This window comes from Sphingobium olei, assembly GCF_042678845.1.
In the GTDB taxonomy this organism is placed as follows: Bacteria; Pseudomonadota; Alphaproteobacteria; order Sphingomonadales; family Sphingomonadaceae; genus Sphingobium; species Sphingobium olei.
On record NZ_JBHTLS010000091.1, the window covers coordinates 1 to 12,496 of the forward strand.

Here is a 12,496-nt window from a genome sequence, read left to right on the forward strand (position 1 = left end):
CCCGGCGGCGAGCAACGTGCCACCTTCGTGGAAGCGAGATGCCAATCTGATGGGATGGCTCGACACCCTATAGAATAATGTGAAGGACGTGGCGAAATGTTCCGCAGCTTTGCAGGACTACGCCGCGTTCCTCCGCATTACCGCTTCCTCGCGATAAGGCATCATCCACCGCAACATGGAGCATGCCCTCGAACTGACCGCAGTGGTTGACGGGCTCGAAAATGCGACGCTCAACAGCGGCGCAAAGGCTTCGGCGCGCTCGCGCTTCGAATCGACCAAGCAGCGTTTCTTCGGCCAGCTCCTGCTCAGCATGAAGCTCCCGACCGTGATCGCGGCGGCCAAGGGGCATCTCTCCGCGGGGCAGTCGGTGGTCCTTCAGCTGGTCACGACCGCGGAATCGATCCTGGATCGGCGGCTGGGCGACCTCTCGCCCGACGAACGGGCAAACCTGGAAATTGATCTCAGCCCCCGCGAGTTCCTGTAATGTTGAGCTCAACATTAGACGTATTCTTTGCAGTCGCAGTTTATGTCGAGCGTGGCGGCGGGAGGCGCAGGTTTCCTTCGGTTTTCCATGATTTCACTCCAGATAACTACGGTTCCGTCGACCTCAGCAAGTCGAAGGAGCCAACATGCGAACACGATCATCACTGCCGTTTCGGACTGCCCCGCTCAGGGTCGAAGACCCGCCCAGTCACGGCGCTCTTCTCACCGCATTCCTCTCCTCTCTGTCCCTCGACGAGAAGTCAGGCTGTGCGGTTCTGTATGGCGCGGCGGTCCGCCATTTCCTGCATTGGCTGGAGCGGCATAGGACCGCGATCCGCACGATTGACGATCAGGCTGTCCGGCGGTTCGAGAAGCATCGGTGCCGGTGCCACCGGTATTCGGCGCAGCAAGCGCACTACAAGGCTGACCAAGCAGCAAGGGTCAGGCGCTTCGTCCGGTTCCTGGAAGATCAAGGCTACGTCGAAGTCGACGACGGGATCGACGATCTGCCACGGCACCTCGCTGACTATTCCGATGCGATCGATCGCCTGCAACTCGCCGAGGGCCCGGCGCAGTCCTATCGATCCGAGGCAGAGCATGTCGTGGCCTGGCTTCGTGTTACGCGACGCCAATGGATCGATATCGACGACACGATCATCGACGAGTACGCCGCGCATGATTGCCGATGCCCGGTCTGGCGCAAGCGGGGCCAGTTGGTCGCAACAGGCACCAAGCGGCGGGGGCGATGCGCACGGCACTTCGTCGAGTTCCTGCGAGGCCGGGGCGCCATCCCATTGGTTGAACCGGTGGCGGACGATAACCCGCACATGTCGGCTTACCTGGCATGGCTCAAGCAACACCGCGGCGCCACGGACGAGACGATCCGGCGCTACCGGACCGATATTAGACGGCTGATGCCAATGCTTGGCGAGCCTTCGCTATGGGATGCCGCCGGACTCAGGAGCGCATTCCAGCGACGAAGCAAGGAGACGCCGGGCTCGGTATCGCTGCTCGTCACGATAATGAGGAGCTACATCCGGTTTCTGGTCGTGCGTGGCGAGTGCCGGCCGGCATTGTTGCATGCAGTTCCATCTGTGCAGCGCTACCGCCTTTCGAAGCTGCCGCGCCACGTTGACCCGGCAACGATCGAGAGGATCATTGCGGCCTGTCCAACAGATCGTCCGGTGGAGGTCCGGGACAAGGCCATCATCCTCTTGCTCGCCAGACTTGGGCTGCGCGCTGGTGATATTCAGGACATGCGCCTTGAGGATATCGACTGGCGATCCGGCCACCTGACGGTCAAGGGCAAGACGCGCCGGCCGGACCGCCTGCCGTTGCCGCAGGATGTTGGCGACGCGATCCTGGCATATCTTGCGGCAGCCCGCCCGAAGGCCGTCGAAGAGCATCTGTTCCTGCGCGCACAAGCGCCGTTCCGGCCATTCCGCTCGTCCGCCGAGATCGCCGGCATCGTCGCCCGTACGCGCGACCGCGGTGGGATCGATGGGGTGCCGACCGGGTCGCACATATTCCGGCATTCGCTTGCCACCAACCTGCTGCGAGCGGGCGCAGGCCTGGAGTCCGTCGGGACCATCCTGCGTCACAGCTCGCCCGAGACCACTGCCATCTACGCCAAGGTCGATCTGCCGATGCTCATGAAGATCGCGCAGCCCTGGCCGGGAGAACAGTCATGCTGAACATGCACATTTCCAGATACGTCACGCTCCATCGCAGCTTGGGACGGAAGTTCTCCGAACAGGAACGCTTGCTGCACCTGTACGCCGCCTACGCCGGAGGATTCGGCGACCGACACATCCAAGTCCAGCGGGTCTACGACTGGTGCCACACGGCGAGTTCGCAAAATGTGGCCCGCCGTAGGTTCGACACCGTTCGCAACTTCAGCCGCTTTATCCAAGCCGATGATCCAGTTCACGAGGTTCCGCCTGCCGGTGTCTTCGGCCGGGGCAAGCGGCCACGCCCGACCCCGACCATCATCGAACCGGAACAGGTCCGGGCGATCATGACCGCGGCGTTGGACGTTGCGTCCCAAGACACGATCAGCCCATACACGTACCATTATTTGTTCGGCCTGCTGGCGGCGACAGGTCTCCGGATTTCCGAGGCCCTCGCTCTGCAATGCAACGATCTGGTCGAGGATGGCCTGATCGTCCGCAACGGCAAGTTCGGCAAGCAGCGGCTGATTACCCTGCAGCCATCGACCCGTCAGGCGCTCGAAGCATATCTCGCCACCCGGGCAAGGCTTGGCGCCACGGGCAATGACCTGTTCGTGACCATTCGGGGGAGAGCACCACACAAGGTGCGCGCCCACGTGGTGTTCGTCAGGCTGGCCCGGCAGCTCGGATACCGCGGACCGACCGGAACGGCCGGGATGCGGTTACACGACCTGCGGCACACTTTCGCTGTGCGTTCGCTTGAGTCGTGCCCGCGCGACAGGGAAGCCATCGCACACCACATGGCGACACTCAGCGTCTATCTGGGGCATGCGTCGGTCGCCAACACCTATTGGTATCTCGAGGCCACTCCGGTGCTGCTGCGCGATATCGCTGCCGCCAGCGAGCAACTTTACCGGGGAGAAGCGGCATGACGGCACTCGCTCCGCATCTCTCGATCTACCTGCGTGAACATCTGCCGCGCGAACGTGCTGTCAGTCCGCACACGGTGAAGACCTATGCCAACTGCTTCGTCCTCCTGGTCGAGTTCGCTGCCGATCGGCTGAAGCGTCGGCCGACCGATCTCGAGATCGAGGATCTCGGCACCGACATGATCATGGCCTTCCTTGACCATGTCGAGAACGGTCGCGGCAGCTGTGTTCGGACCCGCAATGGCAGGCTCGCCGCGATCCGGTCCTTCTTCCGCTACATCGAGTATCGTATTCCGGCCTGCCTGGATCAGGCCCTTCGCGTCAGATCGATCCCTACCAAGAAGACCGACAAGGCGCTGATCGACTACCTCGACCGGGCAGAGATCAAGGCTTTGCTCGATGCCCCGGATCCCCGGACACGCCTTGGCACCCGCGATCGCGCAATGCTGCATCTGGCCTATGCTGGCGGGCTGAGGGTGTCGGAACTCGTAACGCTACAACTGCGCGATTTCCCGGACCGCTCCCTGTCCACCGTGCACATCATGGGCAAGGGTCGGCGTGAACGGGTCCTTCCGCTCTGGAAAGAGACCCAGTTCGTATTGCGCGCGTGGCTTGCGATACGGCCCAAAGCGCAAGCTGCCGAGATATTCCTCAATGCCAACGGGCAGCCCATGACCCGCGACGGATTTGCGTTTCGTTTGGCCGAGCACGTCAAGACCGCGGCAACGAAGCAGCCGTCAATCCTTGGAAAGCGCGTAACACCGCACGTGCTGCGCCATTCCTGCGCAATGCACACGCTCGCGGCGACAGGGGACATTCGCAAAGTCGCATTGTGGCTCGGCCATGCCAGCATCCAGAGCACCGAGACCTATTTGCGCGCCGATCCCGAGGAGAAGCTGCAGATTCTCGCGGCGCACGGCGCACCTGCCATCAAGCCCGGGCGCTTCAAGCCGCCATCCGATGCCCTGATCACCATGCTCACCGACGTTCGAAGGCGAGCCTAGCCCGTCTCCGGACACCCCCCTGGCACTCACTTTATCTGGAGTGAAATCATGGAAAACCGAAGGAAACCTGCGCTTCCCGCCGCCACGCTCGACATAAACTGCGACTGCAAAGAATACATCATCGATTACCTCGAGCGCGCTTTCCCGACCCGGCAGATGCGGGTCTTCAAGGACGACACGGGAACGCCGCGATCCCTGCCGATGGTCAATGACGACGGCCATCCGGTCTACAATCCCGAGGCGGAAGCCGCGCGCGAAGCTCTTGTCGAGAAGCTCTGCGCCATGCCTCCCATCATGTCGGCGCTCGACGCTCTCCTTGAGCATTTCGGGCACGACAATGTCGCCGAGGTCACCGGCCGCACCAAGCGCCTCATCACGGCGAGCGACGGCCGCCAGAAGCTGGAAAGCCGCTCAGCGCGTACCAGCCAGGCGGAGGCCGCCGCCTTCATGGCCGGCAAGAAGCGGATGTTGGTCTTCTCCGACGCCGGCGGCACGGGGAGAAGCTACCATGCCTCTCTCGATGTCCTGAACCAGGAGCAGCGCGTCCATTTGCTGCTCGAACCCGGCTGGCGCGCCGACCGGGCCATCCAGGGGCTCGGCCGAACCCACCGCACGCACCAGGCGACCACGCCTCTGTTCCGCCCGGTGACGACCGACTGCAAGGGCGAGCTGCGTTTCACCAGCACGATCGCGCGGCGGCTGGACAGCCTCGGCGCGCTGACGCGCGGCCAGCGGCAGACGGGCGGGCAGGGGCTGTTCGACCCCGCCGACAACCTCGAAAGCGAATATGCCTGCGCGGCGCTCCTCTCCTGGTTCGACCTGCTCGCGGCCGGCAAGCTTTCGAGCACCACGCTCGACGACTTCCAGCACCGCACCGGCCTCGAACTCTGCGACAAGGACGGCGTCCTCAAGGACGAAATGCCGCCGATCCAGCGCTGGCTCAATCGCATCCTCGCCCTGCCGATCGCGCTGCAGAACAGCATCTTCGACGAGTTCCTGTCCTTGATCGAAACCCGTGTCTCGGCCGCGCGCGAGGCAGGCCGCCTCGATGTCGGTGTCGAGACGATCCTGGTCGACAAGGCGACGCTGATCGATGACGTGGTATTGCGGACCGATCCGCGCACGGGCGCAACCTCGCATCTGCTCACCATCGAGATCGCGCGGCGCCGCAATCCCGTCTCGCTTGAGCGCATCCTGCGGATTGCCGACGGCGATGCCAGTGCCGGCTTCATGATCAACCGCAAGTCCGGCAAGGCCGCACTGCGGACGCGTGCGCGCTCGCTCATGGAGGAGAAGGAGGGGACGCCGATCCCACGCGTCGAGATGATGCGGCCGACGCGTAACGAGTACATGCGCGAGGACGATCTCTACGAATCCTCCTGGGAGGAGGTTACGCGCGACGAGTTCATAGCCGAGTGGTCGCAGGAGGTGGACGCAGCCCGGCAGACGGTCGACAGCGAGACGATCCGGCTGGCCACGGGCCTGCTGCTGCCGATCTGGTCGGCACTGCCGAGCGATCATATGGCGGTCAACCGCATCGTCGATGGGGAAGGGGGCTCGTGGCTCGGCCGTCTCGTATTCGACGATCATGTGCCCCAGCTCTTCACCAAGCTCGGGATCGATCGGTCCGAAACGCTGCCGCCCGATGCTGTGGTCAGGGCAGTGACGGCCGGCCGGAGCATCGACGTCTCCCATCCGTTCCCGCTCACGATCAAGCGCTCCGTGGTCAACGGTTCGCCGCGCATCGAGCTCGTTGGTTGCCCACACGACCGCCTGGTCTGGCTCAAATCCATCGGATGCTTCACCGAGGTGATACAGTACCGCACCCGCATATTCGTGCCGATGGCATCGGCTGAGACGCTTCTGGCTCGGATTCTGGCCGCCACTTGAATTTGCCAGCCATAGGGTCCTGTATGCGGGTGGCGCCCGGCATGAGCGCCTATGGCAGGCGTTGCCTGAAGCATCATACTCAACAGGCCCGGAATCACGGTTGCGCCGCCTCACTCCTTGCCGTCGGGACCTGCAGTCCGGCGTCCGCCGAAATGGCGTTCCGTCATGTAGCGACCTGGCGAAGTGCCAAGCGCCTTGCGGAACATCGATACGAAGCTCGGCATGCTCTCATAGCCGAGGTCCGCCGCGACCTGCTGAATGGAGGCGCCGCCGACCAGCCATTGCACCGCGAGGATCACGGCAAGCTGCTGACGCCAGCGCCCGAAGCTCATGCCGGTCTCACGGCTTATGAGCCGTTCCAAGCTGCGCGCGCTCATGCCCGTCTTGTCCGCCCAGGCGCCGAGCGTTCGCCAGCTCGTCGAGCAATACCGTCACCAGAAGGCTGAACAAGGCGCTGATCGGTCTGTTCATGAAACGCACGAACCGTCGCGGCAATCGACGACCCGGCCAATCGCCTTCGGCTCGTCACGTTGAAAGGGCCAACCCTCCGGAGCATCGCGTGGATTCCAGGGCAAAAGGTCCAGATTGCGATGGGCTCGACGTTCGTGGCGCGGACCTACACGCCGTTCCAATGTTTTATGCTGCGGTAACAGGTCTTGTCGTCATCTGCCGGCGGTTCATCTGACAGGGCGCGGGGCAGCTTCGTAGAAAGATGTGCCCGCAAACAAGCTCAATCCCTTAGTTGAAAAGCTGGACCGGATTGATCCGTTGCACCTTCCAGCTAAGCGCTTTGGATTTCTTTGGAACTCTTAAATGGCGCTTCGCAGTCAAAGATGAAATCTCCATGGTTGCCAAGACATGATAGGCGGGATGAAGGGAGGCAAATGTGGAGAACGCCCCGTTGCCTGATGCCATATTGGCGCGAACACACCTTGACACCTTGCGACAGAGTTGCACCTTTCGCCGCAGCCAGCGGTTGTTTTCGCTCCTTGCATTCCTGGTCGAAGAGACGCTCGCTGGCCGCGGTTCAACTCTGAAGGAACTCGTGATCGGTGACGCATTGTACAGCCGGACCTCGCCTTACGATCCGCGCGTCGATTCCACTGTGCGCGTCGAGGCGCGCCGCCTGCGACGCAAGCTGATCGCTCACTATGAAGGCCCCGGACACGACGCTCCACTTCGCATTGTCCTTCCCTCCGCCGGCTACCAGCCCACTATCGAGCGGGGTCGCATGTCGCTCGCCCGGCACGGCGAGATAGAGCCCGCCATTGATCTTGCCGTGATGCCGTTCCGGTCCCTGGCCATCGGGGAGGACGACGGGTTGGCAGACGCGGCCACCGACGAACTGATCGCGCTGCTTGACGAAAAGACTCCTCTGCGACTCGCCTCCAGGCTTGCGATATTCCCGTATCGAGAAAGACTATGCACCGTGACCAAGACAGCGCGCGATCTCGACGTGCGAGCGCTTCTTCACGGAACGTTGCGGCTCGTGGGTCAGAATGTGCGGGTGGCGGTCGAACTTGCTGATCCACACGGTTGCATGACCTGGTCTCGACGGCTTTTGTTGCCGGTCAACGACCGATCCACGCTCGACACGCGCATCGCGAACGAAGTACTGGCGCAATTGCCTGATTGGATCCTGACCGGTCGCGCGAATTGTGGAAGGGCGCTCGCGCTTGTTTCCTGACTACCAATGTGGCCGTGGGACCCGCGACTGAATCTGCCCGGATATGGCTTGCGTCAATGTTTCGCGTTCGCGAAGCGTCTGGTCCAATCGCTCTCGCGCCTGATACAAGGCAGCCAGATCCGATCCGGCTCGCCATTGCCACAGTTGCGCTCCCTGCTGGACCGCGTCATCGCGGGCGGTCTTCAGCCCGGCTTCTGCGAGATCGGGATTTCCGGAAATCGCCGCGAGCAGCGCCTTTCGTCGCAGCAATTCGGGACCGCAAAAACCGTGATGAGTCTCGCGCGCTTCCTCGAATGTCTCGATGCTCCGCTGCGCCTCGCGCACCTGTCCGACCGCCGCGAGGCTGGTCCCAAGTATGCCCACAAAAAAGGGATCGAACGGTCCGTAATGGGCTTCCCGAAGCTGAACGAGTCCCTGGCGAAGCAGATCGATGGCGCGCTCATGCTTCCCGGCGGCGGCAAACTGGTACCCCTTCAGGCACAGCGCGACACCGAAGTGGCTGTACAGCGAATGATTCTTCGCCGTCCGCAGCAGTTCGTCGATCAGCAATCCGACGTCGGTCTCCGGCTCGGCCATCAACAGCATCGTAAAGCAGCCCCACTGCAGCGCCTCGCAAAGGGGGAGAGCCTTGCCAGTGGTCCTGGCTTCCGCGATTCCCGTACAAGTATCCTCGAGCCCCGCATCGACGTCGCCCGCAACGCATTTCAGGTTCCCGAGCAGGCCGAGGACCGATGCGCGCCGATCGAACCCGGTGATCGCCATGAAGAACGAGCGCATCGCCGGCGTCTCTTGGTCGAGGAAGCGTTCGAGGTAGGTGCGCGCCGCAGCCAGGTCGCCGACATGGTGCAGGGTCGTTCCGCGTGCCCATGACGCAGTTGCGACAAGATGGGCGGGATCGACAAGGAACGCCAGCGGCGCATCGCCCGTTGCCGGCATACCGGTGCCCGACCTGGCGACCTCTTCCATGGTCATGGATTGCTCGTCCGCGAGTTCGTAGTCGGGCATTCGGATATTGTACGTCCAGCGACCCAGCAGCAGGCGAACCCGCTCGATCAGGTCGTTCTCATTGGCGGCCATGCGCTCGCGCTCGGTCCAGTCGCGGTAACTCGCATCTGGCGCCCCGAACGTAAATATGCCAGTGGCTTGGATGGCAATGTCGATCGCGGCGCCGTGGGGGGATTGTCTGTGGCTGGGATCCAGCCCGTCCATCAGGGCGCTCATGCGCGTCCCGCATTCGGTGAGCAGCGACAGGCCGAACCAGATCGGGAGCGCACCCGCTCCGATCGCCAGGGCGGTGGGAATGTTACCCCCGGCGGAGGTCGCCCAGCGCAGCGCGGCGCGGATATTGTCGAGGTCGGGCACAAAGGCGCCATAGTCATCGCTCGCGGGAGACAATTCGCCGTCGCCGTGCAGCACGCGCGCATAATATTCCGCGTGGAGACGGGACGCTGCCGCGCCTTCCCGGGCCTCCTCGAGCGCGAGCAGGGCGAAGGCCCGCGTCGTCTCGAGCAGACGGAAGCGCAGCCGCGCGTCGCGCATGTCGGGAGACACGAGTGATTTGCGCACGAGGCGAGCCACGATCTCTGCAACTTCGGTTTCATCGACGTCCGGCCCCATCACCGCCGTCGCAGCTTCGATGGTGAACCCGCCCGTGAAGATGGCAAGCCGGCGCAGGACGCGTTGTTCCGACGGTTCCAGCAGTTGGTAGCTCCAGTCTAGCGCCGCGGTCAGCGTCCTGTGACGCGGCAGCGCGCTGCGGTGGCCGTCGCCCAGGAGACGCAGGCGGTCGTCGAGGCGCGTGGACAAGCCGCGCAGCCCGAAGATCGGAACCAGAGCCGATGCAAACTCGATCGCGAGGGGCACGCCGCCGAGCTTCCGGCAGATAAGCGATGCGGCGAGCGCATCCTCATCACCCAGCACGAAGACGGCATCGATCGCGCGTGCGCGCTCGCTCAGCAATTCGATCGCGGCATAGTGAAGCGCTTCCCGGGCGCCGACGATCTCGGTCTCGGGCGGCACGCTGAGGGGTTCGAGCCGGAGCACATTTTCGCCGGGAATAGTGAGCGGCTCGCGGCTTGTCGCCAGGATCGCCACCGAGCGCGCAGACTGGAGCAGCGCATTGGCGATCATCGCAACGGCTTCGATCACATGCTCGCAATTGTCGAGGAGCAGCAACATCTCCTTGTCGGTCAGCGCGCTGATCAAGCCGGGCACCGGATTTGACGAACGGACTTCCAGCCCGAGCACTGTGGCGAGCGCCGCCGGCACGAGGTCGGCGTCGGCGAGCGACGCGAAATCGGCGATCCAGACCCCGTCACGCCAGCGGCCGAGCTGGCGTTCGGCCGCGTTTAGCGCGAGCGCCGTCTTCCCGACCCCGCCGGTTCCGACAATGGTGACGAGCCGTTGCTCGGCGAGTTGGCGGTCAAGGGCGTCAAGGGTTTCGGACCGGCCGATCAGCCTGGTGAGCAGGAGCGGCAGATTACTTGGCGGGGCGTTCGCCACGGCTTGATAGGGATTTTCCTGCAGGTCGGCGGAGACACCGGCGGTAAAGCGATAGCCGCGCCCCGGGATCGTCACGATATAGGGGGAGGCCGCATCGACGTCGTCCAGCGCGCGGCGCAGCGCGCTCATATGCACCGAGAGATTGGCTTCGACGACGATCGTATCGGGCCAGACCTGCTCCAGGATCTGCGCCTTGGTGACGAGCATGCCCGCATTACGCACCAACAGGGTCAGGATTTCCGTGGCGCGGCTGCCCAAGCGAACTGGCTCGCCATCCTTCAAGAGGACCGAGTGATCGGGCAACAGGCAAAAAGGCCCGAACCTGAATTCTTCGGCGGGCGCAAAACTCATCGATGCTCCTTGCTCGTGCCGAGCTTAGCATCTCGCGCGTCCGCCCGACAGCGCGCGACGCAGCGGTTCGGCCGGCGCCGCTCAGTCACGCAGGAAATCGAGGCCGGTCGCCGATGTCGCCGTCTCAAGGATCGCGCGATCAACGCTGGTCTTGTCGGGATTGTGCTGGCAGATCATCTGCTCGAGGCGCGCGCGCATGTATGCCGCGATGCCCTCGCCATGGGTCAGAATCCAGAACTGCCCCAGATCGACCGCGTCGAGCGCGATGCGCGCCACATCCCCCGGTTCCATCGCATGGGGCGAGTCGATCGCGGAAACGGTCTTGCCGTCGACCTTGCGTGTGCCTGCGATCGCAGTCTTCACCAGCGCTGGGCACAGTACCGAGACGCCGACCGCGCCGCCGTCCGCTTCCAGTTCGCGAAATAGGGTTTCGGACAGACCGACCACGGCATGCTTGCTGGCGACATAAGCGGCGTTGGCGGGCATGGCGAGCAGGCCGCCGACCGAAGCTGTGTTGAGGATATGACCCGATTGCCGCGATCGCAGTCCCGGCAGGAAAGCGAGCAGGCCGTTGACGACGCCCCAGACATTGATGTCGAGCAGGCGCCGCCAGTCAGCCTCGCTCGTCTCCCAGGCCAGAGCGATCTTTGCGACGCCGGCATTGTTGATGACCAGCCAGGGCTCGCCCAGCTGGGATGCGGTCTCATCACGAAGCGCCTCGACCGCGGTCAAGTCCCGCACGTCGGTTCGCACGGCAATCGCTCGCACGCCGAGCGCTTCCACTTGGGCCTTTGCCGCCTGCAGCGCTTCTTCGCCGATATCGGCGAGCGCGATGTCCATACCGCGCCGCGCGGCCTCCAGCGCCAGGGCAAGACCGATCCCGCCGCCCGCGCCGGTGATGACCGCGACGCGGCCGGACAATCTGGATGGCTGGCGAGGCGGCGGGATGGACGACATAGGGGACCTCCTTGGCTGATAGATCCAGCCTAAGACCCCGAACCCCTGCGGATAAGGTGACGAAGCGTTAGCGCAACTCGCTAACATAGCCCTATCGTACGCTCACTTCGCTCGCGCGGGCCGCACACCTAGCCTGCTCCCGCACACCGATTCCGGTGGGGAGTAGCGGAATGCCCCAGAACAGCCAGTATCGACTTGCCGGCGAGCTCGTCACCAAGATTCATGCGGTGCTGGGAAAGCACGAAGGCTATCGCACGCTTCACGCCGACGGCCGCTTCTATCGCGGTAGCTTCCAGGCCAATGCTCTGGCATCCCGCTACAGCCGCGCGGTCCATCTCCAGGGCGCAGAATTCCCCGTCACGGTCCGCTTCTCCAAGGGCGGCGGCGACCCCTTCGCCCATTTCAGCGCGACCGTGGGCATGGCGACGCGCTTCTACCTGCCCGACGGGCGAGTCACCAACCTGGTGATGCTCAGCCAGAAGCTGTTCATCGCCCGCTCGATCGATCAGTTCGTCAGGCTGGTCGACGCGGCGGCGCCGCTCACGCCGGGCGGCCCGCCCAATCTTGACGGCCTCAAGGCGATCCTGCCCGACCATCCCAATGCCGCCGCGGTGCTTAAGATGCGCGCCGAATCCCCGGCGCCGGTGAGCTTCGCCCATACGGCCTTCCACGCGGTCCATGCCTTCAACCTGGTTAATGCGGACGGCAAGATCACGGCTGCGCGCTTCCACTGGGCGCCCGTCGCCGGCGAGAAGGGCCAGCCTGCGACGGATCTCGCCGCGCAGGATGTTTCCATCCTGTTCGACGAGATCGGCGAACGGCTCAGCCGCGAACCGGTTGCGTTCGACCTCGTACTCGAGCTCGCCCAGCCCGGCGACATCCTCGATGATGCCACCCTGAGGTGGTCCCGCCTTTTTGGACAGTTTGGCGGCGAAGTTAAGCTCATCCCTGTTGTGATTATGCCGCCAGTTTGGTCATCAGATCATGGGGGGCATGCCCCTCATGATCTGTTTTGTCGATCCG

General features: G+C 63.7%; 9 protein-coding genes and 2 pseudogenes. 7 read left to right on the forward strand and 4 right to left on the reverse strand.

The annotated features are described in order from the left end of the window. Positions 1-202: 202 nt before the first annotated feature. Positions 203-484, forward strand: coding sequence for a methylase (locus ACFQ24_RS05395; RefSeq protein WP_380909548.1), 282 nt, complete (start codon positions 203-205; stop codon positions 482-484). A gap of 259 nt (positions 485-743) precedes the next feature. Here the strand turns inward: ACFQ24_RS05395 and ACFQ24_RS22685 are convergent, their stop codons facing one another. Further along, the gene (locus tag ACFQ24_RS22685) at positions 744-1,037 is read right to left on the reverse strand and encodes a hypothetical protein (protein WP_429615133.1); all 294 of its coding nucleotides are present in this window, start codon (positions 1,035-1,037) and stop codon (positions 744-746) included. Between the two features lie 48 nt (positions 1,038-1,085). Between ACFQ24_RS22685 and ACFQ24_RS05400 the strand changes: the two genes are divergently transcribed. From ACFQ24_RS05400 to ACFQ24_RS05415, 4 genes and pseudogenes are all read left to right on the forward strand, one after another. Beyond that, positions 1,086-2,177 carry a tyrosine-type recombinase/integrase gene (locus tag ACFQ24_RS05400; RefSeq protein WP_429615135.1) on the forward strand — a complete coding sequence of 364 codons (1,092 nt, stop codon included), beginning with the start codon at positions 1,086-1,088 and terminating at the stop codon, positions 2,175-2,177. Continuing rightward, positions 2,171-3,085 (forward strand): tyrosine-type recombinase/integrase, encoded by a 915-nt coding sequence (locus ACFQ24_RS05405; RefSeq protein ID WP_063142271.1) that lies wholly within the window; start codon positions 2,171-2,173, stop codon positions 3,083-3,085. The genes ACFQ24_RS05400 and ACFQ24_RS05405 overlap by 7 nt, the downstream gene beginning before the upstream one ends. Next, positions 3,082-4,086 (forward strand): tyrosine-type recombinase/integrase, encoded by a 1,005-nt coding sequence (locus tag ACFQ24_RS05410; protein WP_063142269.1) that lies wholly within the window; start codon positions 3,082-3,084, stop codon positions 4,084-4,086. Before ACFQ24_RS05405 ends, ACFQ24_RS05410 begins: the two co-directional genes overlap by 4 nt. Before the next feature lie 102 nt (positions 4,087-4,188). After that, positions 4,189-5,976: pseudogene (locus ACFQ24_RS05415) on the forward strand (strawberry notch C-terminal domain-containing protein); the annotation flags it as partial. 110 nt (positions 5,977-6,086) lie between these two features. On the opposite strand, the pseudogene ACFQ24_RS05420 reads toward ACFQ24_RS05415, so the two are convergent. After that, positions 6,087-6,359, reverse strand: a pseudogene (locus tag ACFQ24_RS05420) (helix-turn-helix domain-containing protein); the annotation flags it as partial. 503 nt (positions 6,360-6,862) lie between these two features. Between ACFQ24_RS05420 and ACFQ24_RS05425 the strand changes: the two are divergent. After that, the gene (locus ACFQ24_RS05425) at positions 6,863-7,663 is read left to right on the forward strand and encodes a hypothetical protein (RefSeq protein WP_380909540.1); all 801 of its coding nucleotides are present in this window, start codon (positions 6,863-6,865) and stop codon (positions 7,661-7,663) included. On the opposite strand, the gene ACFQ24_RS05430 is transcribed toward ACFQ24_RS05425, so the two are convergent. Continuing rightward, complete coding sequence (locus ACFQ24_RS05430) at positions 7,664-10,516, reverse strand: ATP-binding protein (protein WP_380909542.1); 2,853 nt, start codon at positions 10,514-10,516, stop codon at positions 7,664-7,666. Between the two features lie 81 nt (positions 10,517-10,597). Beyond that, a complete protein-coding gene (locus ACFQ24_RS05435) occupies positions 10,598-11,473 on the reverse strand; it encodes an SDR family NAD(P)-dependent oxidoreductase (protein WP_380909544.1) in 876 nt (291 codons plus the stop codon). Between the two features lie 170 nt (positions 11,474-11,643). Here ACFQ24_RS05435 and ACFQ24_RS05440 point away from each other — a divergent pair. Next, the coding region (locus ACFQ24_RS05440) for a catalase (RefSeq protein ID WP_380909546.1) at positions 11,644-12,496 on the forward strand (853 nt) is incomplete at its 3' end.